At 69.2% G+C, this 22,189-nt stretch carries 20 protein-coding genes; 15 read left to right on the top strand and 5 right to left on the bottom strand.

The genetic code is table 11. The features are described from left to right. Nucleotides 1–4: 4 nt before the first annotated feature. Complete coding sequence (locus AC1D1A_RS01000) at nt 5–799, bottom strand: EAL domain-containing protein (protein ID WP_476887892.1); 795 nt, start codon at nt 797–799, stop codon at nt 5–7. Nucleotides 800–999: 200 nt separating this feature from the next. Between AC1D1A_RS01000 and murI the strand changes: the two genes are divergently transcribed. Genes murI through rdgB form a run of 4 tightly spaced genes read left to right on the top strand, consistent with a single transcriptional unit; the run spans nt 1,000 to nt 4,296 of the window. Then, nucleotides 1,000–2,016 carry a glutamate racemase gene (gene murI, locus AC1D1A_RS01005; protein ID WP_476887893.1) on the top strand — a complete coding sequence of 339 codons (1,017 nt, stop codon included), beginning with the start codon at nt 1,000–1,002 and terminating at the stop codon, nt 2,014–2,016. Beyond that, nucleotides 2,013–2,810 (top strand): MBL fold metallo-hydrolase, encoded by a 798-nt coding sequence (locus tag AC1D1A_RS01010; protein WP_223915988.1) that lies wholly within the window; start codon nt 2,013–2,015, stop codon nt 2,808–2,810. The genes murI and AC1D1A_RS01010 overlap by 4 nt, the downstream gene beginning before the upstream one ends. A 53-nt stretch (nt 2,811–2,863) precedes the next feature. Then, entirely contained in the window at nt 2,864–3,622 is a 759-nt protein-coding gene (rph, locus tag AC1D1A_RS01015) for a ribonuclease PH (protein ID WP_028276043.1), read from the top strand. Then, the gene (gene rdgB, locus AC1D1A_RS01020) at nt 3,619–4,296 is read left to right on the top strand and encodes an RdgB/HAM1 family non-canonical purine NTP pyrophosphatase (protein WP_476946932.1); all 678 of its coding nucleotides are present in this window, start codon (nt 3,619–3,621) and stop codon (nt 4,294–4,296) included. The genes rph and rdgB overlap by 4 nt, the downstream gene beginning before the upstream one ends. 127 nt (nt 4,297–4,423) lie before the next feature. Here rdgB and AC1D1A_RS01025 read toward each other — a convergent pair whose 3' ends face one another. After that, nucleotides 4,424–5,191: a VTT domain-containing protein gene (locus AC1D1A_RS01025; RefSeq protein WP_476849009.1), complete on the bottom strand. Its 768-nt coding sequence runs from the start codon at nt 5,189–5,191 to the stop codon at nt 4,424–4,426. Nucleotides 5,192–5,305: 114 nt separating this feature from the next. Here AC1D1A_RS01025 and AC1D1A_RS01030 point away from each other — a divergent pair, with 114 nt between their 5' ends. Next, on the top strand, nt 5,306–6,322 hold the full coding sequence (locus AC1D1A_RS01030) for a 3'-5' exonuclease (RefSeq protein WP_476946933.1): 1,017 nt from the start codon (nt 5,306–5,308) through the stop codon (nt 6,320–6,322). Between the two features lie 186 nt (nt 6,323–6,508). After that, nucleotides 6,509–7,051: a DUF4395 domain-containing protein gene (locus AC1D1A_RS01035; RefSeq protein ID WP_223916168.1), complete on the top strand. Its 543-nt coding sequence runs from the start codon at nt 6,509–6,511 to the stop codon at nt 7,049–7,051. Between the two features lie 434 nt (nt 7,052–7,485). On the opposite strand, the gene AC1D1A_RS01040 is transcribed toward AC1D1A_RS01035, so the two are convergent. Continuing rightward, nucleotides 7,486–8,658, bottom strand: coding sequence for an ADP-ribosylglycohydrolase family protein (locus AC1D1A_RS01040; RefSeq protein ID WP_476946934.1), 1,173 nt, complete (start codon nt 8,656–8,658; stop codon nt 7,486–7,488). 184 nt (nt 8,659–8,842) lie between these two features. Between AC1D1A_RS01040 and AC1D1A_RS01045 the strand changes: the two genes are divergently transcribed. From AC1D1A_RS01045 to AC1D1A_RS01070, 6 genes are all read left to right on the top strand, one after another. Next, a complete protein-coding gene (locus tag AC1D1A_RS01045; protein WP_018775740.1) occupies nt 8,843–9,199 on the top strand; it encodes a YidH family protein in 357 nt (118 codons plus the stop codon). After that, the gene (locus tag AC1D1A_RS01050; protein WP_230012221.1) at nt 9,196–9,537 is read left to right on the top strand and encodes a DUF202 domain-containing protein; all 342 of its coding nucleotides are present in this window, start codon (nt 9,196–9,198) and stop codon (nt 9,535–9,537) included. Before AC1D1A_RS01045 ends, AC1D1A_RS01050 begins: the two co-directional genes overlap by 4 nt. Before the next feature lie 193 nt (nt 9,538–9,730). Further along, the gene (locus AC1D1A_RS01055; protein WP_476946935.1) at nt 9,731–10,735 is read left to right on the top strand and encodes an MIP/aquaporin family protein; all 1,005 of its coding nucleotides are present in this window, start codon (nt 9,731–9,733) and stop codon (nt 10,733–10,735) included. Between the two features lie 82 nt (nt 10,736–10,817). Further along, complete coding sequence (locus AC1D1A_RS01060; RefSeq protein ID WP_476857503.1) at nt 10,818–11,999, top strand: exonuclease SbcCD subunit D; 1,182 nt, start codon at nt 10,818–10,820, stop codon at nt 11,997–11,999. Next, nucleotides 11,996–15,094 carry an AAA family ATPase gene (locus AC1D1A_RS01065; RefSeq protein ID WP_476946936.1) on the top strand — a complete coding sequence of 1,033 codons (3,099 nt, stop codon included), beginning with the start codon at nt 11,996–11,998 and terminating at the stop codon, nt 15,092–15,094. Before AC1D1A_RS01060 ends, AC1D1A_RS01065 begins: the two co-directional genes overlap by 4 nt. A gap of 166 nt (nt 15,095–15,260) precedes the next feature. After that, nucleotides 15,261–16,706: an MFS transporter gene (locus AC1D1A_RS01070; protein ID WP_476946937.1), complete on the top strand. Its 1,446-nt coding sequence runs from the start codon at nt 15,261–15,263 to the stop codon at nt 16,704–16,706. 40 nt (nt 16,707–16,746) lie between these two features. Here AC1D1A_RS01070 and AC1D1A_RS01075 read toward each other — a convergent pair whose 3' ends face one another. Further along, nucleotides 16,747–17,463, bottom strand: coding sequence for an IclR family transcriptional regulator (locus AC1D1A_RS01075; protein WP_476871089.1), 717 nt, complete (start codon nt 17,461–17,463; stop codon nt 16,747–16,749). A gap of 199 nt (nt 17,464–17,662) precedes the next feature. On the opposite strand from AC1D1A_RS01075, the gene AC1D1A_RS01080 reads away from it, so the two are divergent. The 3 genes from AC1D1A_RS01080 to AC1D1A_RS01090 all read left to right on the top strand — a co-directional run bounded on the left by AC1D1A_RS01080 (nt 17,663) and on the right by AC1D1A_RS01090 (nt 21,220). Continuing rightward, nucleotides 17,663–18,199 carry a flavin reductase family protein gene (locus tag AC1D1A_RS01080; protein ID WP_476857500.1) on the top strand — a complete coding sequence of 179 codons (537 nt, stop codon included), beginning with the start codon at nt 17,663–17,665 and terminating at the stop codon, nt 18,197–18,199. A 51-nt stretch (nt 18,200–18,250) separates the two neighbouring features. Beyond that, nucleotides 18,251–19,705 (top strand): 4-hydroxyphenylacetate 3-monooxygenase, oxygenase component, encoded by a 1,455-nt coding sequence (gene hpaB, locus AC1D1A_RS01085; RefSeq protein ID WP_476946938.1) that lies wholly within the window; start codon nt 18,251–18,253, stop codon nt 19,703–19,705. A gap of 159 nt (nt 19,706–19,864) precedes the next feature. After that, nucleotides 19,865–21,220, top strand: coding sequence for an MFS transporter (locus AC1D1A_RS01090; RefSeq protein ID WP_476858811.1), 1,356 nt, complete (start codon nt 19,865–19,867; stop codon nt 21,218–21,220). A gap of 138 nt (nt 21,221–21,358) precedes the next feature. Here AC1D1A_RS01090 and AC1D1A_RS01095 read toward each other — a convergent pair whose 3' ends face one another. Further along, nucleotides 21,359–22,186 carry an alpha/beta fold hydrolase gene (locus tag AC1D1A_RS01095; RefSeq protein WP_476848875.1) on the bottom strand — a complete coding sequence of 276 codons (828 nt, stop codon included), beginning with the start codon at nt 22,184–22,186 and terminating at the stop codon, nt 21,359–21,361. Nucleotides 22,187–22,189: the final 3 nt, after the last annotated feature.

A 22,189-nucleotide genomic window follows, 5' to 3' on the forward strand; every position in this document is an offset into this window, starting at 1 on the left:
GCCGCTAAGCGACAGCGGTGGCGTCAGAAACAGGCACGGACTGTATCTGCGGAAGCTCCTCGAATGCCGGCTTTGCGAACCAATATCCCTGGAACAAGCGGATGCCGGCTTCCTTCAGAATCCGGAACTCCGCCTCCGTCTCGATGCCCTCTGCGAGCACCGTGATGTCGAGCTCCCTGGCGATGCCGACGATGCCAGCAACGACAGCCTGGCGGGCCGGGCTGGTGTCGATTCCCCGGATGAGCTTCATGTCGATCTTGATCAGGTCTGGCTGGAAATCGACCAGGAGCCCCAGCCCTGCATGACCGGCACCAAAGTCGTCGATGGCGGTGGTGAAACCATGCTTGCGGTATTCGGTGATGATGTTCGTGAGGTGGGCAGTGTCGGAAACCTCCTCATTCTCCGTGAACTCGAACATGATCGACGACGTCGGAAAGCTGCAACGCCTGGCTGCAAGCAGCGTCGCACGAAGGCACGCAGCCGGTTCGTAGACCGCGTTCGGCATGAAGTTGATGGAGAGAATCAAGCCCTCACCGGCAGGAAACAGCCGCGATGCCAGCTCGATTGCCTTGACGCGGCAGTCCTGGTCGAAACGGTACTTCTGCTCAGGTGCGACTCTGGACAGGACGTGAAAAGCCCCCTCGCCCGACAAGCCTCTGACCAGTGCCTCGTAGCCCCATACGCGACCAGCAACGGCGTCATAGATCGGTTGGAAGGCCATGCTGAAATCAAAGTCGAGCTGTGACGACGTCGTGCAGCCGTCGCATGTCATATGCGGTCCTTTCGCTGTTTCGTCCATCGTGGGGGCACGACGGTCGCCCCCGATATCTCGACGGCGCCCATAGCATACAGGGCGGGGACAGCGGCAGGCTGCCACCGATGAGCAGGGGTCTTCCCCGCGTTGCCCATCCGCCGGAAACCGGTGTGACCCATCAGACACGAGTTGCAGGACACAATGTGATGGCCGCGCCTGTAGTGAAGCCCTATCCTCGAATAATCATGACTTCAGCATCAAATACGGATCCGGCAGCGCCAGCTGCGGCGGAGACCGCAGCGGGCAGCGCCGGAAATGCCGGGTTGGCATCGCGCCCCATCGGCGTCTTCGACTCCGGCGTCGGCGGCCTCACGGTGGCCCGCTCGATCATCGACCAGCTGCCCAACGAATCCATCCTGTATGTCGGTGACACTGCGCACGGCCCCTACGGCCCCCTTCCCATCGCCGAAGTCCGGGCCAACGCCCTCGGCGTCATGGACGAGCTCGTGGATTCCGGCGTGAAACTGCTGACCATCGCCTGCAACTCCGCGTCCGCCGCCGTGCTGCGTGACGCCCGCGAACGGTACACAGCCCGTTACGGGATCCCCGTGATCGAAGTGATCCAGCCGGCCGTGCGGCGTGCCGTCGCGGCGACCCGGACGGGCCGGGTGGGCGTGATCGGGACCTCGGCCACGGTGGGCTCGCGCGCCTACGAGGACACCTTCGCCGCGGCCCCGGACCTGGAGATCACGTCCGTGGCCTGCCCGGCGTTCGTGCCGTACGTGGAGGCCGGGATTACCACCGGACCGGAACTGCTCGCCGTCGCCCGCGACTACCTGGCACCGCTCATTGCCGCCGGGGTAGACACCGTGGTGCTCGGCTGCACCCACTACCCGCTGCTCACCGGCGTGATCTCCTTCGTTATGGGCGAGGACGTCACGCTGGTTTCCAGCGCCGAGGAGACGGCCAAGGACGTCTACCGGGCTTTGGCCTCCCGGGGCCTGGAGCGCACGGACACCGCGGCGCCGGAGCACAATTTCATCGCCACCGGCGACGCCGCCCAGTTTGAGCACCTCGCCCGGCGCTTCCTGGGCCCCGAAGTCCTCAGTGTCCGCCACGTGGACCACGTCGCGGCGCAGTACCCCACCGGCAGCCTCGCCCGGATCACCCCGGAAATGATCGCCGCCGCCCGGGCCGGCACGGGCGGGCCGCGGATCTCCAACTTTGTGGGCGGATCCGCGGGCGGAGGACCACGGCTGTGAAGCTGACCATCGTGGGCTGTACCGGCTCCTTCCCGGGGCCGGGCTCGCCGGCGTCGTGCTATCTGCTGACCGCCAACGACGGCGAGCGGAACTGGAAGATCGTCCTGGACCTCGGCAGCGGGGCGCTCGGCGCCATCCAGCGCTACACGGACCTGGAGGACATTGACGCGATCTTCCTCACCCACCTGCACCCGGACCATTGCATGGACCTGTGCGGGCTCCATGTTGCCGTGCGCTGGAAGCCGGGCGGCTGGGGACGGGGCAGGATTCCGGTGTGGGGGCCTGCCGCGACGGCCGACCGGATGGCCACGGCCTACGGGCTGGACCTGGATCCGGGCATGCACGAGGAATTCGATTTCAGCAACTGGTCCGAGCGCAAGCCAGTCAGCGTCGGCCCGTTCACGGTGACGCCCTACGCGGTGAACCACCCCGTTGAGGAGGCCTACGCCCTCCGCGTGGAGGTCACCGAGCCCGCCAAGGACGGCACGCCCGTGACCCGCGTCCTGAGCTACTCCGGGGACACGGATTCCTGCGCGGGCCTGGAGGACGCCGCTCGCGACGCCGACCTCTTCCTGTGCGAGGCGGCGTTCGAGGAAGGCCGTGACGACGGGATCAAGGACGTGCACCTGACGGGCAAGCGGGCGGGGGAGGCCGCCGTCGCCGCCGGCGCGCGCCGGCTGCTGCTGACGCACATTCCCGTCTGGACGTCGCCGACCACCGTCATGGCCGAGGCCAAGGAGATCTTCGGCAAGGACGTGGCCGTCGCCGTCGCGGGTGTGCACTACACCGTCTAGCGCGCGCTGGCCGCCCGCGCGGGCCGGGGCGGGTGAGTCGATAAGCTAAAGGCATGACTTCCCAAGCTCCCAGTGTCCCCGTCATCCGCGCCGACGGCCGTACCCCCGACCAGCTGCGCCCGATCAGCATCACGCGCGGCTGGTCCAAGCAGGCCGAGGGTTCGGCCCTGATCGAGTTCGGCAACACCCGGGTCCTGTGCACGGCTTCCCTGACCGAAGGCGTGCCGCGCTGGCTCAAGGGCGAGGGCCGCGGCTGGGTCACGGCCGAGTACGCCATGCTGCCCCGGGCCACGAACACCCGGTCCGACCGTGAGTCCGTCAAAGGCAAAATCGGCGGCCGCACCCACGAGATCTCCCGGCTGATCGGCCGCTCGCTGCGCTCCATCATCGACACCAAGGCCCTCGGCGAGATCACGATCGTGCTGGACTGCGATGTCCTGCAGGCTGACGGCGGCACTCGCACCGCGGCGATCACCGGCGCCTACGTGGCACTGGCCGACGCCATCCGGTTCGCCCGCGAGAAGAAGATGATCGCCCGCAACGCCCAGCCCCTGATCGACACGATCGCCGCGGTGTCCGTCGGCATCATCGACGGCGTCCCGATGCTCGACCTGCCCTACGTCGAAGACGTGCGCGCCGAGACCGACATGAACGTCGTGGTGACAGGCTCCGGCAAGTTCGTCGAAGTCCAGGGCACCGCCGAGGGCGCACCGTTCGACCGCGACGAGCTGAACAAGCTGCTGGACCTGGCGCTGCTGGGCACGGAGCAGCTCGCCGCGATCCAGCGCGACACCCTGGCGGAGGCCCCGTGACGGAGACGCCCCTCGCGGACCGGCCGGAAGCCGACGGCCCGGGCCCGCGGCTCGTCCTCGCCACCCACAACAAAGGCAAGCTCCGGGAACTGCGTGAGCTGCTCCGCGGCCAGGTTCCCGGGCTCGACGTCGACACGCAGGTGGTGGACGCCGGCGCCGTCGGTGCCCCCGACGTCGCCGAGACCGGCGTAACCTTCGCTGAAAACTCGCTGCTCAAGGCCCGGGCGGTGGCAGAGGCCACGGGGCTCGTGGCGATCGCCGACGACTCCGGGCTTTCTGTGGACGTCCTCGGCGGCGCGCCCGGGATTTTCTCGGCCCGCTGGTCCGGCCGGCACGGCGACGACGCCGCGAACCTGCAGTTGCTGCTCGCCCAGCTGGCCGACGTGCCGGACGAGTACCGCGGGGCCGCGTTCGTCTGCGCGGCAGCGCTGGCGGTGCCCGGATCCTCGCCCGACGGCGGCAGGGAAGTCGTGGAATACGGGCAGCTGGAAGGGACACTCCTGCGGGAGCCGCGCGGGGAGGCTGGCTTCGGCTATGACCCCGTCCTGCAGCCGAACGGGCTGGACCGCAGCTGCGCCGAGCTCAGTTCCGAGGAGAAGAACGCCATCAGCCACCGGGGCCATGCGTTCAGGGCGCTCCTGCCGGCCATCGTCGAGGCCCTGGCCGGGAAGTAGCCGGCCCGGCCAGGCTCAGGACTAAGGAAGGCGCCCCACTCGGTGGGGCGCCTTCCTTGTTAACTGCTGCGTTCACTGCGGCACTGCATTTACTGAGGCGCTGCGCTACATTTACTGCGGCACTGCGCTACGGGGTCCGGCGTTCTTCTTCCGGCTCGTGCTCTTCGATGAATTCGTCCACGACGTCGGTGCCGTACTTCTCGGCCTGGCGCTTGGCGATCGTGCCGCGGACAACCTCGATGGCGATCGGGATCACGGAGACCAGCACGATGGCGATGAAGATGATGTCCAGGTTGTCCTTGACCCACGGGACCTTGTCCCCGAGCAGGTAACCGAGGAGCGTGACGCCGCCGCCCCACAGCACCGCGCCGATCACGTTGTAGGTGAAGAATTTGCGTTTGCTCATCTGCGCGACGCCCACGATCACCGGGACGAAGGTGCGGATGATCGGAACGAACCGGGCCAGGATCAGGGCCTTGCCGCCGTGCTTTTCGAAGAACGCATGCGCACTATCCACGTTTTCACGCTTGAACAGCTTGGAGTTGGGCCTGTTGAACAGGGCGGGTCCCGCCTTGGACCCAATCAGGTAGCCCACCTGGTTGCCGATGATCGCGGCGACGATGATGAGCGCGGTCAGGACCCAGATGTTGACCTGGATGGTGCCGGTGGCCACGAGCAGCCCGGCCGTGAACAGCATGGAGTCGCCGGGCAGGAAGAATCCGATCAGCAGCCCGGTCTCGGCAAAGATGATGCCGCAGACAAGCAGGACCACCCACGGCGCGAAGGCCGGATTCGCCAGGAAAACCTGCGGGTTGAGCCAGTCCGGCAGGAAGGAGGCCAGGTGCGGCTGGACGGGGCCGGCGCCGCCAAGGGCGGACACGGCGAGGTCGCTCATTGCTAGTACGTTCACCTGTTAAGGGTACTTGACGGCAGACTGCAGGCCCGGGGGCCCAGCCCCGGGGGCCGGTCCGGTGCGGGAGGGTCCGTCCGCGGGCGGTAAAGTTGGGCCGTGACTTTGGACTTTACGGCGATCGACTTTGAGACCGCGAACGGCTTCCGCGGTTCACCGTGCGCTGTTGGCCTGAGCAAGGTCCGCGGCGGCGTCGTCGTAGAGGAAGCCTCCTGGCTCATGCGGCCACCGGAAAACCATGACACATTTGATCCCCATAACGTCCGGATCCACGGCATCCGGCCGGACCAGGTGGCGGGACTGCCCCGGTTCGGGGAGCTGTTCCCGGAGATCGGCGCGTTCATCGGCGGCGACGTGCTCGCGGCCCACAATGCAGGGTTCGATCTCGGTGTGATCCGCTCCGGCCTGGAGGTGTCCGGGCTGTCCGGACCGGCCTACGACTACGTCTGCACGGTGATATTGTCCCGGCGCTGCTACTCCCTGGTGTCCAATTCGCTGCCCTACGCCGCCGAGGAGGCCGGGGTCCCGCTGCTCAACCACCACGATGCCGCCGAGGACGCCCGCGCCTGTGCCGGCATCCTGATCGACATCGCGGCCCGCAACGGGGYAGCAAGCATCGCGGAACTGTACCTGTCCCTCGGCCTGACGGTGTCCCACCAGCCGGCGTTCGACCCCCGGCGCGACCCGCTGTCCAAGGCCACCCTGGCCGCCATGGAGGCGCTCGCGGGGGGAACCGCCGGCTCGCCCCCGGGCCGGCGCTTCGTGGCCGGGTGGCCGGAGGAAGGCCCCAACCCGACACCCAACGCCGCCGCCAGCCCCGACCACCCGCTGTTCGGCCAGACCGTCGTGTTCACCGGCGAACTGGCAATTCCCCGCCCCGTTGCCAAGGTCCGTTCCGCGGAGCTTGGCGCCAGGCCCGAAAGCCGGGTGACAGCCCGTACCACCGTTCTGGTGGTGGGCGACGGGTTTGTGGCCGCGGACCTGCGCTCCGGCCGGTTGACCGGCAAGGCGCGCCGTGTCCTGGAACTGCACGAACGCGGGCAACGGATCGAGGTCCTGTCCGAGGGCGAATTCCTCCAGATGGTCGGCGGACATCTGGCTGCCGCACCTGCCTGACCCGGTCCTGCCTGACCCGGTCCTGCCTGACCCGGTCCTGGCTGACCGGGTCCTGCCTGGCCCGGCAGTCACACGGCGCAACAATCATTCCTCCCACGGCGCGCCCGCTCGTAGCCTTGGCGGATGAGCAAACCCACGGATGCACAGGCCCCCACAGCGCCGGCCAAGTCGGCGCCGTCGGCGTCAATGCCGGCGGACTCGGCGTCGTCGGCGCCCGCGAAGTCAGCACCGGCGACGCGCGGAATTGACTGGCATCGGGTGTTCGCGTTTCCGAACCCGGTGAATGAGTACGCCGCCCGCATCACCGCAGCCCTGGTGGTGGCGCTGTCCGCCGTGACCCTGCTGACCGGTTTCGGCTGGGGGCTCGCCGTCATCGCGGCCGGTTTCTGGCTGCGCGTGCTGTTCGGTCCCCGGATCTCGCCCCTGGCCCAGCTCTCGGTCAAGGTCCTGACGCCCTGGCTTGGGCGGACCCGTCTTGTTCCCGGTCCGCCCAAGCGGTTCGCCCAGGGCATCGGCGCTGCCGTGTCGACGGCGTCGGCGGTGCTGCTGGCCGCCGGCCTCGCGCCGGCGGCGTGGGTGCTGCTCGCCGTGCTGATCGCCGCCGCGTCCCTTGAGGCGTTCGCCGGGTTCTGCCTCGGCTGCACCATTTTCGGCTTCCTGCAGCGCCGCGGGCTCATCCCCGAGGACGTCTGCGAAGCCTGCAACAACATCTCGCTCCGCGGCGCCTAGGACTCGGGGCGCTTAGGTCCGGAGCACCAGGGCTCCGCCGAAGCGGCCATCAGTGACGGACATGTCCTCCGGAGGCGCTGACGGGTGGACAAAGTGGGAATATGTCCAGTCCTAGCCGCCGGAGATGGGCATGTCCTGAGGATGCCGCGGCCGGGGATGGACATGTCCTTCGCAGCGGGGGCGACCGGACATGGCCTCCGGAGGCTCTGACGGGTGGACAAAGTGGGAATATGCCCAGTCCTAGCCGCCAGAAATGGGCATGTCCTGAGGATGCAGCGGCCGGGGATGGACATGTCCATCGCAGCGGGGAGGTACGGGGCATGTCCCGCGGACAGGCCGGGCCGCTGCTTCCAAGCGGAGCCGGCTGCACTGCGCAAATGCCGGAGACTCGACGCCTGGCGTGCAGGGGCCCGGCTGACAGTTGCCCGCCGAAGCTATGAGCCAGTGACGGCGGCCAGCTTCGAGGCCATGCCCCGGATGACCTCCGGCGCCTGAAGGGCCGCCAGCCAGTCTGCCGGCAGGCACCGCTCGCCGTAGAACGCGCCCAGGATGTTCCCGGCGATCGACGCCGTCGAATCGCTGTCCCCGCTGTGGTTCACCGCCACCGCGATCGCGGCACGGAAGTGGGCCTGGGCGGGATCGGCCTCGGCAGCGCCGGCGTCCGCCGTCCCCGTTCCTGTCCCGGTTCCCGGGGCTGTGGCCAGCACGGCGTACAGCGCGACGGCAAGGGCTTCCTCGGCCACCCACCCCTCGCCGAGTTCGCCGACCAGGCCCTCAGGGCTGAGCACGTCTCCGCCGGGCAGGTCTCCGGCCAACCGCAGGGCCGCCTCCAGCCGCGCCACCACCTCCGGATCCGGATTTTCGCCCTTGCGCAGGATGCCGCCGAGCAGCTGCCCGAGGGCCGATTCCGCCGCTTCGCGCAGCCCGTGGCCGGAGGACAGGGCATGGATGAGAAGGCTGAAAACTCCGGCGCTCTGCCGTGCCGCGGGGTGGCCGTGCGTCAGGGACGCGGCATCGGCGCTGAGCTTATAGACCGTTTCCGCTTCGAGGTGGGGGATCAGGCCGAAGGGCGCCGACCGCATCACGGTGCCGCAGCCCTTCGAATCCGGATTGACCGGCCGCTTCACGGTACCCATCTCGCCCGTGGCGAGTCCGCTCAGGCACGCGTTGCCGGGTGAGCGCCGGCTCTTCAGGACATCCTGGGCATCGATCCAGCGCGGCGGCTGGAACGGGGCCGACGCCGGCACGGCGACGCCCTGGGTGCCCAGCCAGCGCAGGTACGCGAGCCACAGGCACGCGTTGATGTCCGCCGCCACGCCGTCGTTGGCCCATTCCAGCGCCTCGAGGAGGCCGTCGGCGGTGTACAGCGTCATTTGCGTGTCGTCCGAAAACGGGCTGCCGGCGTCGAGCGCGGAAAAATCCTGCAGGCCCGAGGGGCCGAACCGGGCCCGGATGGCGGAAATGCTGTCGAACTCGACGGCGTAGCCCAGCGAATCTCCGAGCGCGCCGCCCAGCAGGCAGCCGTGGATGCGCGAGCCGTGGGCAGGGGAGTGCGGCTGGCCGGGTGTTGGGGCGGGTGCGGGGCTGGTCCCGGGCTCGGTGCTCATGCCCTCAAATTTACCCGGCGCTGCACCGCACCCCGCAATGCCGGCGCCCGCCGGGGACTTAGCGCCGCCGCCTGGGGGCCGGGCGGCGGCGGATGCGGAAGGCCGGTAGGGTGCTGGTAGGACCCGTCCAGCGGTCAGACGAGGCAACCGCCGGCGCCGTACCGCCGGGCAGCGGAGGAAACGAATGCGCGAACCAGCGTGGCGGAAGACCGGGACCACCCCCGACTACAGGTTCTCCCTGGCCAACGAGCGGACCTTCCTGGCCTGGATCCGCACGTCCCTGGCCCTGATTGCCGGAGCCCTTGCGATCGACCAGCTGGCCCCGGAGATCGCGCCCGGACCCGTGCGGATCGTGTTGTGCGTCATCCTCGCGTTCCTGGGCGCTGGCCTGGCCGCCCTGTCCTACCACCGGTGGGGTCTCATGGAGGCTGCCATGCGGAACAACAGGGAGCTGCCGTTCTCCGGAGTGATGCTGGTGATGACCATCGGCGTCGCGGCTGCGGCCCTGGTGTTCGCGGTCCTGATCCTGGTGGCGCGGTGAGGCCAGCTGCGGCCAGGGACCCCGGGCTGCAGCCCGAGCGGACCTCCCTGGCCTGGCGCCGGACGTTGCTGGCCCTCATCGTGGCGGACCTGCTGGTCTGGCGCAGCTGGGCGCTCGCAGGATCCCGGGGCGGCGTTGTAGGTCCCGTTGATTTCCTTGGCATCTGCGCGCTGGCCGCCATGGCCGCGACGCTGGTCCTGGGCGTGTGCGTGCTGGTCCGCGGGCGCGAGCTCCGGCGGTCCAACGCTGCGCCGCCGGCGACGCTGCTGCGCTGGGCCGCCGCCGCCGTCGTGGTCCTGGCCGCCAGCGCCGTAGCCGCGGTGGCCCTGGGGCACTGAACTGAGGCACTGAGCCGCGGCCCGGAACGGGCACCCAGCCGGAATCCAGCCAACATCCAGATTGCGCTGGCAGACTGCTGGCGGACCCATTCTCCCAGGCGGCCGAGGCCGCCCCGGACCACGAACCCGGCGGCGGTCCAGCGACGCCGCAACTGCAGCCCCTGGGCGCGCCGCCAGCAAAGGAATCCTGACCATGACCCTGCTTGTGCCAGCCCCAGACTCCGTTGACGTCCAGCCACCGGCCGCCAGCGACGTCCCGCCCCGGCCCGGGCTCGTGGCCCGGCTGTCCGCCGAGGCCCTGGGGACCCTGATCGTCGTGGTTGCGGGCCTGGGCGTGCCGCTCTTCACCATTCCGCAGTCGAGCCCGCTGCCCGCCGCCCTGGCCGCCGGCCTGGCCCTGACGGCGGCGATGCTCGCCGTCGGTTACGTCTCCGGCGGCCACTTCAACCCTGCCCTCACCGTGGGCAACGCCATCGCCGGCCGGATCCGGCTTGCCCACGCCGCCGCCTACATCGGCGCGCAGCTGGTGGGCGCCGTGCTCGGGGCCGTCGCCCTGTACGGCGTCCTGCGCACCGTGCCGACCATCAACGACTCCCAGGGCGCATTCGCCACCGTGGCCGCCGGATTCGGCGAGCACTCGATCATCCAGGTGCCCATGGCAGGCGTCCTGCTCGTGGAGGTCCTCGGCACGGCACTGCTCGTGGCCATCTTCCTTGCCACGACCGCCCGCCGGAATCCGGCCAGGGCGGCTGCGCCCGTCGCGGTCGGCCTGACGACGGCGATGCTCCTGCAGTTGGGCCAGGCCCTCGGCAATGTGCCGTTCAACCCGGCCCGGGCAACGGCGGCGGCCATCTTCAGCGGCCCGGACGCGCTCGGGCAGCTGTGGCTCTTCTGGGTGGCACCGGTGGTCGGTGCGGCCATCGCCGGGCTGGTTTTCCGCGGCTTCGTGCAGTCGGCCCGGACCAGTGGACAGGCCAGTGACGCTGCCACTGCCGCGGTCACCGCCCAGCCCGCCGCCCAGCCCGACGGAAAGCTCACCGCCCAGACCGACGGAAAGCTCACGGAAGCCGATGTGGATGGCGCCGATTTCGATGACGCCGGGCTGGCCGAGGTCACGGCCACCACCGCTTCTGCTTCGGCCGTCCCCGCCGGCAACGACGAGGCCCGCAGCTTCTTCGACCGCAAGGGCGGGAAGTAGCCACTGCTGACCACTTTTAACCTCCGTCACACCTCCGGGGTGGTGGCGCAAGAGTGTCGGTGGCAGCCGATACCGTAGGAATATGCGGTTATTGCACACCTCCGACTGGCACTTGGGCCGGTCCTTCCACGGCATCGGCATGCTGGATGCCCAGCGCGCCTTCATCGACCAGCTCGTGGCGTTTGTCCGGGAAGAGAGCGTCGACGTCGTCCTCATCGCCGGGGACGTCTATGACCGCGCACTGCCGGGCGTCGACGTCGTCGGCCTGCTGGATGACGCCCTGGTGCGCCTCACCGGGGCCGGCGCCGAAGTTGTGTTGACCAGCGGCAACCACGATTCCGCCATCAGGCTGGGGTTCGCGTCGCGGCTGCTCGAGCGCGGGGGAGTGCATTTGCGCACACGGCTGAATGAACTGGACGTTCCCGTGCTCTTTCCGCTCGGGGACGATGCCGGGAATGAGGCAGCGCCGGTGCTCGCCATCTACGGGATCCCCTGGCTGGAGCCCCGGCTCGTCGCCGAGCAGCTGGGCGTAGAGACCGCGAGCCACTTCGAGGTCACCCGCGCCGCCACCGAACGGATCCGTGCCGACGTGCGGCAGCGGAGTCAGACCCGGACCGTCCATTCGGTGGTCCTGGCGCACACCTTCGCCAGCGGCGGCATCAGCTCCGACAGCGAACGGGATCTGAGCATCGGCGGCGTCGGCGCGGTCCCGCTGGATCTCTTCGACGGCTTTGGCTACACCGCACTGGGCCACCTGCACGGCAGGCAGGAGCTCTCGCCGGCAGTGCGCTACTCCGGCTCGCCGCTCGCGTATTCGTTCTCGGAGGCGAAGCACAGGAAGGGCAGCTGGCTCGTGGAGGTCGACGCCGAGGGGATCGGCGGCGTGCGCGAAGTGCTCTGGGACGCGCCCCGGACCCTCGCCGTGCTCCGCGGGAAGCTGGATGACCTACTGGAGTCGGAGGACTTCGCGTGGGCCGAGACCGCCTACTGCCAGATCACGCTGACGGACGAGGCCCGCCCGGCCCAGGCGATGGACCGCCTGCGGGCACGGTTCCCCGACACCCTGGTGCTCGGCTTCGATCCCGATGGTCCCGGCGCGGCGCCCAAAGCCAGCTACAGCAGCCGGCTGGCCGAAGCCGGGGACGACCTCTCCGTCTGCTGCGGATTCCTCGAGCACGTCCGGGGCAGGCCGGCTTCCGACGCCGAAGCCGCAGTCCTCGCCGAGGCGCTCGACGCCGTACGCCTGGAAGGAGTGTCCCTGTGAGGATCCACCGCCTGGAGATTTCCGCGTTTGGCCCGTTTGCCGGCACGGAGCGGATCGACTTCGACCGCCTGAGCGCACACGGGCTCTTCCTGCTGAACGGCGCCACCGGCGCGGGCAAGACCAGCGTCCTGGATGCCATCTGTTTCGCCCTCTACGGATCGGTTCCCGGGGCCCGCCAGGACGGAAAGCGGCTGCGCAGCGACCACGCGGCGGCCGCCGCCGAACCGCGCGTCACCTGCGAATTCTCGGCCAAGGGCCGGCACTTCGAAGTCTCCCGCACGCCCGCGTGGGACAAGCCGAGTGCCCGGGGCCGGAACGGCTTCACGGTCCAGCAGGCCAACACGCTGCTGCGCGAACGCATCGACGGCGCGTGGGTGGAGAAATCGGGCCGGAATGATGAGGCCGGCGCCGAGATCACCGACGTCCTGGGCATGAACCGGGACCAGTTCACGCGCGTGGTCATGTTGCCGCAGGGGGACTTCGCGGCGTTCCTGCGCTCCAAGGCATCCGACCGTCTGGAGCTGCTGCAGAGCCTGTTCGGCACCCAGCGCTTTGAAGCCGTGGAACAGGAACTGTCCCGGCAGGCGCAGACCGCCAAGGCTGAGGTCGCCAACCTCAACGCGAAGCTGGACCTGCTGCTGGCACAGGCGGAGTCCGAAACAGCTGCGCTCGAACTCGACCCCGACGGCGCCCCCGGCCGGGACGAGCCCGATGCCCTGTTGGCCTGGCTCGACGCCGCCGCGGCAGCCGCCGCGGAGGGCCGGCGCAGCGCTGCCGCGGGAGCCGAGAAGCAGGCCGACGATCAGGCGTCCCTGTTGGAGGCGGCGAACGCGCGGGCCAACCGCCACGCCAAACTCGCCGCCGCGGAACAGCGGCGGATCGACGCCGACGCCGCCGCCCCCGTCCTGGCGGGCAAGGCCGTCACACTGGGCCTGCACCGCCAGGCCGAAATGCTCGGCGGCCAGTTGCAGGCGGTCGAAAGCGCCGCGGCAGCCGAGGACCTGGCAGGAACGGCCCTGCTGGAGGCCGCGCGGCAGCTGCGGTCCGCGGCCGCCACGGACCCGGAGCTCGCCGGGCAGGACGTCCTCGACGCCGGCGCCCCCACCGCCGACGACGACGCTGCCGACCCCGTCCGGGCGGGTAAATCCGTCATGTTGGACAGCGCGGCCGTCCGCGGAACCCTCGCCCGGCTGCGGTCCCTGCACGCAGTGCTCACCGAACGTCTGCCCGACGAAGCCCGGTTCCTCGGGCTGACCCAGCGCGGCAGTCGGCTGCGCCTGCAACTGCAGGAGCTGGAAAAAGGACGGCTTGCCGGCACCGCCGCACTGGACACCCTGCGCACTGAGTCGGCGGCCCTGTCCGCCGGCATCCGCCCCCTCGAGGAGCTGGCCGCGGAAGTCCAGTTGCGCACCAAGGAGGCCACGGCAGCGGACGAACTCGTGACCATCGTTGGCCGCTTCCTCGCCGCCGAGGCCGAGTGCGCGGCAATCTCCGGACAGTACGCCGCGGCCCTCAGCACGCACCAGGACCGGAGGCAGCACTGGCTGGACCTCCGTGAGCAACGGCTCACCAACGCCGCCGCCGAGCTCGCCACCCAGCTCCTGGCCGGGGTCCCATGTCCTGTCTGCGGCAGCCCTGAGCACCCGGCACCTGCCCCCGCGGCAGCCTCCGCCCTGGCCGTCGCCGAGGCCGAGAAAGCCGCGCAACTGGCCAGCGACACGGCAGAAGAAGCCGTCGCCGCCCTAGGTCGTGAGCTCGCCGGGGCCCAACAGAACGTCGCCGTCCTGGCCGCGCAGGGCGGCAACACACCTGCCGGGGAAGCCCGTGAGGAGGCAGCCTTGGCCCGGGAACGGGCTGATGACGCCGTCCGCGCTGCCACGGACCTTGCTGCGAGCCGGGCGCGGATGGCAGAACTCGAAGCGGTGATCGCCGACGCAGAGCGGGCGCAGGCCGACGCCGCCTCCGGCATCGTGCAGACGCAATCGACGATCGCCGAAATCGACGAACAGGCACAGGCCCTCGAAGCCACCCTGGACAAGCTGCGCGCCGGCCACGCGACCCTCGAACAGCGGATCGCCGCCCTGACGGCAACCACGGCGGTCCTGGAGCACGCCGACGCCGCACACTCAGCCCACGAACAGGCTGCCGCCCGCACCGCGGAGGCACGCCGGCACCTTGAAGTGGCCCTTCCCGGAGCCGGTTTCAGCACCGAAACCGCGGCGCGGGAAGCGCTGCTGGCAACGCCGGTGGCAACAAGCCTTGAAACGGCCATCCGGGTCGGACAGGACGAGGCCGCCAGGATCCAGGAACTGTTCGCCGGAGAGGACCTGGCCCTGGCGGCAGCCGAGCGGGCCGCCGGGGACATCGTCAGCGACGCCGCCCTCGAGGAGCTCAGGACGGAATCGGCGGCGGCTGAACGCAAAGCCCGGGAAGCCGTGCTTGCGGCCGGGCTGGCGGAAAACTCGCTCCGGATACTCGGGCGCATCGCCGGTGACTACGCGGACCTCGCTGCCGCCGGCAGGGAACCGCGGGACCGGGCCGCGATGCTCACCGCCGTCGCCGACGCGGCCAAGGGCGGCGGAGACAACACCTATCGCATGAGCCTGAACAGCTATGTCCTCGCCGCCCGGCTCGAGCAGGTGGCCGTCGCTGCCTCCGAACGCCTGATCGGTATGAGCGATGGCCGCTACACGCTGCAGCACACCGACGCCAAGGCAGCACGCGGCGCGAAGTCCGGCCTTGGCCTGGAGGTCGTGGACGAGTGGACCGGCCAGCGCCGGGACACCGCCACCCTCTCCGGCGGCGAGTCCTTCATGGCCTCACTGGCGCTGGCCCTTGGGCTGGCGGACGTCGTGCAGCATGAGTCCGGTGGCGTGGACATCGAGACCCTCTTCGTGGACGAGGGCTTCGGCAGCCTCGACGAACAGGCGCTGGAACAAGTCATGGACGCCCTGGAAAGCCTCCGCGACGGCGGCCGGGTGGTGGGGCTCGTGAGCCACGTCGCCGAAATGAAGCAGCGCATCGGCACCCAGCTCCAAGTGGTCAAGGGCCGCAGCGGCTCCACCCTGCACATCAGCGACGACACCCGGGCCTGAGCCGGTCCCAGAGTGGGCCCCGGGACCGGTCCCGAGGCCCACTCTGGTCCCGTCCCGAGGTCTGGTCCCAGGGCCGGCGTCCCGGGATCGGGTATCATTGGTCTGTTACCGGGTCGCGCGCATCGGGAGGAGGGACGATGCGCAGTATTTAGCGAACCCGGAAACCATGAACCCTTCACCGTCTTCTTTGGGGTCTACTCTTGACGCCCCAGTGCCGCAGACCTACGCGCTGCCGGCCACCGCAATTTCGACCGACGCTCTGCCTGCCCCGTCGCCCGCAAAGGGCGGCCGCTACGCGCAGCTGCCGTTGCTCGCCGGCCGCAGCTTCATCCCCCTCGGGCTCTTCGCCCGCCTGCCGCTTGCCATGCTGACAGTCGGCGCCCTGACACTCGTCACCGCCGTCACAGGCTCGTACGCCGTGGGCGGCGCCGCGGCCGGCGCCGTCGGCATCGGTTCAGCACTCGGTGCCCCCGTCCTCGGCGTCCTCGCAGACCGGCTCGGCCAGCGCCGCGTCCTGCTCGTATCCGCCATCGCCAACACCGTGGCCATCGTTGCCCTGATCCTCACGGCCTACCTCATCCCCGGGGTCCACGACCTTGCCGCCGCGGTGCCCGTGCTGGCCGCGGCCTTCGTGGCCGGGGTGAGCTGCCCGCAGGTCGGTCCGCTGGCCCGCGTCCGCTGGATGGCGCTGACCTCCCGGACGTCCGGCTCCGGAACCCGTGCGGCCGGAAACTCCGCGGACCTGGACACCGCCCTTTCCTATGAGAGCACCGCGGACGAGCTCACCTTCGTGCTCGGCCCCGCACTCGTCGGAATCCTCGCGAGCCTGCTCGCGCCGTGGCTGCCGCTGGCCCTCGCTGCAGCACTGACCGTGGTCCTCGTTCCCGCCTTCGCCGTCCACCCCACGCACCTCGCGGTCGTCCGCACAACGAAACGCCGGCCCGCCGGTCCGGCCGCAGGCCMCGCGGCCGGCCCGGCGCCCACGACGGCGGGGGACAACCACGGGGAAACCCGCACGGCAGCCCAGCGGGACAAAACCTTCGCCGCCGTCGCCCTCCCCATGCTGGCGATGGTGTGCATGGGCACGTTCTTCGGCTCCACCCAGACAGCCCTGAGCTCTTTCTCCGCCAGCTTCGCCACCTCCGAACTCGCGGGCCTGCTCTACGCAGTCATGGGACTGAGCTCTGCCGCGGCCGCCCTCTCGGTCGCGTACTGGCCCCGGCGCTTCACGGTGAACGCCCGCTGGATTGCCTGCGCGGCCCTGATGGCCGGCTTCGCATCGCTGCTGTTGCTGCCCTCGACGGCGCTGCCCATGGTCCTTGTACTGCTGGTCCTGGGCCTGCCCGTTGGTCCGCTCATGGTCACTGTCTTCGCGATCGGTGGCCTCGTGGCCCCGGCCGGAAAGCTCGGCACGGTCATGACAGCCCTGGCCAGCGGCATTGTGGCCGGCACCGCGCTCGGATCCTCCATCGCCGGACAGCTGGCGCAGAACTTCGGCTATTCGACGGCCTTCCTGGTTCCGGTGTGCGCCGCCACGGCGCTGTTCCTGCTCGGAACGGCAGCCGCCGTCGTACTCCGGCAAAGCGGGAAGAAGACGGCCGCGGCCGCATAGACCCCGACGGGACAGCGCTGCTGCGGGACGGGGCGCGGGCTTAGCCCAGCTGCGCCTCGATGCGACGCGCCGCGTCGGTCAGGGCCGCTGCGACCTCGTCCGGATCCTGCGCGGCGCGGATATAGACGACGGCGAGGGCGGCCGGACGCCCGCCAGGCACACGCAGCGGCACCGCAATCGAGGACACCCCGGGGATCACCTCGTCATGGCTGGCGGCATAGCCGCGGCGCCGGGCCTCGGCAGCCTCGGACCGGTACGGGATGCCCGGGACCAGGGCCCGCCACTCCTGCTCCGGGAAGGCTGACTGGATCGCAATGCCCGGCGCCCCTGCGCTGATGGGGTGCCGCGACCCCGGGTGCTGCACCACCGCGGCGCCGCTGTGCCGCGGATCCACGGTCACCAGCGTCACGCACTCCTCCCGGTCCCAGACCGCCACGAAGGCGCTCATGGTCAGGGTGTTGGCCAGCTGGGTCAGTTCCGGCAACGCCGCCGACTGCAGGTTCCGGGAGACCCCGCGGGCCAGGACCGCGAGGCCCGGGCCGGGCTGGACGCGGCCGCCATCGTCACGCACCAGCAGCGAGTGGTCCTCGAGCGTGCGCAGGATCCGGTAGGCCACGGAGCGGTGGACGCCCATGGCGTCGGCGAGTTCGGCAATGGTCAGCGGCTGCTGGGCCTCGGCGAGGATCTCCAGCGCCCTGATACCGCGGGACAGCGTCTGGGACGGGGAAGCCTGGGCGGTGCCGGCATTCGGGGTCATGGGGTCCATCCTAGGTGCGGGGTTACTGGACGCCGGGCTCGCCGGGCTACCCTTGTGTTCCGGCTCATGGTCAGCTAGCGTTCTATATGGGAACTGTTTGTTCGATTATAGAACACAATACAGAACTCGACTATAGAACACGGCTGATCCAAAGCACACCCACACCACGGTCGGGAAACGCAACGAACGCAAGGGATGAATGATGATTGCCACGCCGCGCGGCCACGCCGGGGGCGCCCAGGGCCCCCTGTCGGTACCGCGGGCCAACCACTTCCGGGGCAGCCTCGGCAGGTTTGCCACCGGCGTCGCGATCGTGACCTTCGACGGGGCCACGAAACGCCACGGCATCACCGTGAACTCCTTCACCTCGGTCTCGATGGACCCTCCGCTGGTGCTGGTGAGCATCGCCCGCACGGCCAGGGCCCACGACGAGCTCGCCGGCCGGCCCTTCACCGTGAATATCCTTGGCGCCGAGCAGCGGTACCTGGCCATGCACTTCGCCGGCAGGCCCGGCCCCGAGCCGCTGTGGGTGGAGGGGAAGACCGCGCCGCGGCTGTCCAATGTCCTCGCCTATTTCGAATGCAAGCCGTGGGCGGCGTACGACGGCGGCGACCACACCCTTTATATCGGCGAGGTGGTGGACTTCAACTACCGCAACGGCGATGCCTTGGCCTTCGCCAACAGCACCTTTACCACCATCCCCGAAAGCCAGCTGGGCATGGAGGATCTGCTCTAGCGCCACATTCCTTCCCGGCAATTCAGCTCAACGACGACTGGAGGACGACCAATGGGTATCCGTACCGGACGGCAGTACCTGGACAAGCTCAATGCCATGACGCCGCACGTGGTGATCGACGGCGAGGTGGTGAGCGAGAAGATCGCCGAGCACCCGGCCTTCCGCAATGTGGCCCGCTCCTACGCCAGGCTCTTCGACATGCAGCATGATCCGCAGTACCAGGAGGCGCTCACTTACGCCTCACCCAGCACCGGGGACCTGATCAGCGCCTCCTTCCTGGTGCCGAAGACCGTCGAGGACCTCCAGCGGCGGCGCCGCGCCATCTCCACCTGGGCCGAGTCCTCCAACGGCTTCCTTGGCCGCTCCGGGGACTATATGAACTCCGCGCTGACCGCGCTGGGCACGGCGGGGAAGTGGTTCGCGCAGGCGGATCCGAAGTTCGGCGAGAACATCCGCAACTACTACGAGTGGGCCCGGGAAAACGACGTGCTCGCCACCCACACACTCATCCCGCCGCAGGTCAACCGGTCCGTCTCCGGGTCGGAGCAGCTCGGCGGCCAGCTCTCGGCCCGGATCGTGGAGGAGCGCGGGGACGGGATCGTCATCCAGGGCGCGCGCATGCTCGCCACCATCGCCCCGATCGCCGACGAACTGCTCGTGTTTCCGTCCACGGTCCTGCGGGGCACCCCGGAGGACGCCCCCTACTCTTACGCGTTCGCCATCCCCAACGACGCCCCGGGCCTGCGCTACCTCTGCCGCACCTCGCTGTACAACGGCGGCAGCACCCACGACGAGCCGCTGGCCTCCCGCTATGAGGAAATGGACGCCGTCGCGGTTTTTGACCAAGTCTTCGTGCCCAACGAGCGCATCTTCATGCTGGGCCACCCGCAGCTGTGCAACAGTTTCTACACCGAGACCGGGGCCGGCGCGCTCATGACCCACCAGGTGGTCACCCGCACGATCGCCAAGAGCGAGTTCTACCTGGGCCTGGCATCGGAACTGGCCGAATCGATCGGCATCGACGGATTCCAGCACATCCAGGAGGACATCGCAGAGCTGATTATCGACGTCGAAATCGGCAAGGCCCTGGTCCGCGCGTCCGAGGCCGACGCCGGACTCAACGACGCCGGCGTCATGCTGCCGAAGTGGTCCACCCTGAACGCCGCCCGCAACTGGTACCCGAAGATCGCCCAGCGCTTCCCGCAGATCATCCGGAAGTTCTCGGCGTCGGGCCTCATGGCCCTGCCGGGGGAGGCGGACGTCAACAGCGAGGCCCGGGAGGATATCGAGCTGTACCTGCAGGGCAAGACCCTGACCGGCCCCGAGCGGGTCCGGCTGTTCAAACTGGCCTTCGACGCCTCGATCTCCGGGTTCTCCGGGCGCCAGTCGCTCTACGAGTACTTCTTCTTCGGAGACCCCGTCCGCATGGCCGGCGCCCTGGTCAACACCTACGACCGCGAGCCGGTCCGGGCCAGGGTCCGCGAGCTGCTCAACCGCACCGACTGACCCGCGGAAGACACTTTCCGGGAACATGTGTGCCTTATCACATCTTTCGTAGTAGTATTCAGGATACTAACTGACCGTTCGATCAGTAATTCATGAGGCATCAGTTATCCACTTCGCACCCACCCGGGCAGTACCTCTGCCCCCAGCAACGGAGTTCCAATGACCGTAACTTCATCCGTAGATTCCGAGGCGGGTCCCAGCAGCAAACACGAGGAACGCAAGGTCCTCGCCGGGACACTGGTCGGTACCACCATCGAGTGGTACGACTTCTTTATTTTTGCCCAGCTGACAGCAACGCTGCTGTCGCCGCTGTTCCTGGCCCCGCTGAACGCCTCCAACCCTGGCCTGGCGCAGATCCTGTCCTTCGCCCTGATCGGCATCAGCTTCCTCTTCCGCCCGCTCGGCGCGATCGTCGCCGGCCACCTCGGCGACCGCCTCGGCCGCAAGGCCATGCTGGTCTTCACCCTGATCATGATGGGCGCCGCCACGGCCCTGATCGGCATGCTGCCCACCTATGCGCAGATCGGCGTTTGGGCCCCGATCCTCCTGATCCTGCTCCGCGTCATCCAGGGCTTCTCCGCCGGCGGTGAATGGGGCGGCGCTGCCCTGATGGCCGTGGAGCACGCTCCCAAGAGCAGGCGCGGCCTGTTCGGCGCCTACCCGCAGATCGGCGTCCCGGTCGGCATGATCCTCGCGACCGGCCTGCTGTACTTCCTCAACACGTCCATGTCCAAGGAAGACTTCGCATCCTGGGGCTGGCGTGTGCCGTTCCTGCTCTCCATCGTGCTGATCGTCGTCGGCTACCTGATCCGCCGCGCCGTCGCTGAGAGCCCCGTCTTCAAGGAGATGCAGGACCGCAAGGAAGAAAGCAAGGCGCCCCTGGGCGAGCTGCTCCGCAAGCACAAGAAGGCCGTCCTTTACTCGACGATGATCTTCATCGGCAACAACGCCGCCGGCTACCTGCTGATTGCCTTCTTCATCTCCTACGCCACCAAGACGCTGAAGATGCCCACCCCGCAGATCCTGCTCGCCACCACGCTGGCCTCCTTCGGCTGGCTGATCTTCACCCTGGTCGGCGGCTGGCTCTCGGACAAGATCGGCCGGGTCAAGACGTTCCTGATCGGCTACGGCATTGTCTTTGCCTGGATGATCCCGATGTTCGCCCTCATCGACACCAAGAACATCGTGCTCTACGGCGTCGCGCTGTTCGTCCTCACGGTCGGCCTGGGCCTGTCCTACGGCCCCATGTCCGCCATGTACGCCGAGATGTTCCCGCCGGAGGTGCGCTACTCGGGCATCTCGATCGGCTACGCCTTCGGCGCCATCCTCGGCGGCGCGTTCGCGGCCACCATCGCGGAAGTCCTCCTGCAGGGCACCCACTGGACCGGCTCCATCGGCATCTACATCATGATCCTCTGCGTCATCTCCGCCGTCGGCGTCCTGTTGGCCGGGGAAACGAAGGGCCGCCCGCTCGGCGTCGCGCACCACGCGCCGGCCGAAGCCGCAAAGCACTAGCAACCAGGCAAGCACGAGGGGCGCGGACCGCAAGGTCCGTGCCCCTCTGGGTTAAAGAGCAACGCGGGGTCACCTCGCGCCCATCCAGATCATTCGGATGGGCCGTAAGTGACCCCGCGTCGCTTTTGTGAGGCGGGTTTAGACGCCCAGGAAGCTGATGGCGCCTTGCTTGAAGGCGCGGCTGGTGATGGCGTTGGTGTGGTTGCGGCCCGGCAGCACGAGCTGTTCGACCATGCCGCCGGCCTTGGCGCCCAGGGCGGCGAGTTCCGGCATGGTGGCGGCCCGGTCGTCGTTTTCCCCCGCCACGAGGAGCATCGGCATGTGGGGGACCGCTTCGGCGGGGTCATACGGCTCGGTCTTGATTGCCTCGACCAGGGACAGCAGCGCGAAGATGTTGTTGCTGGGCAGCAGCATGGCCATTTTCAGCAGCCCGGCGGTCGACTCGTCCGCGATCGGCGTGCCGTCGGCCAGGTACCGCTGCGCGGCGATCAGGTCGAAGTCCGCCAGGGGGTCGGCGACGTTCGGGCCGCCCAGGACCAGCCGGTGCACCAGCTCGTGCTGCGTGGCCCCGAACTCCCAGGCGAGCCGGGACCCCAGCGAATAGCCGATCACGTCGAGCCCGCTGGACGGGTCCCCGTCGCGCAGCGGCCGCGCGCCGGCGTCGAAGACTATCTGCAGCAGGTCCGCACGGATCCGGCTGGGGGAGTAGGAGTCCATGTCCTCCGGGGCGCCGCTGCGGCCGTGGCCGGGCAGGTCCACGGTGATGACGCGCCGGCCGGCTTCCAGGAGCGCGGTGAGCCAGCCGCTGTCTTCCCAGTTGAGCTTGGAGGAGGAGGAGAAGCCGTGCAGCAGCAGGACGGGACGGAACCCGGCGTCGTTCTGGGGCTCATGCACCTGCACGTACAGCTGGGGGTCGGTGCCCTCAACGGTGTGCGAATGCTGCTCGCCGGTGTGTCTGCCGCTCATGCT

This window comes from Arthrobacter sp. P1_B9, assembly GCF_056406495.1.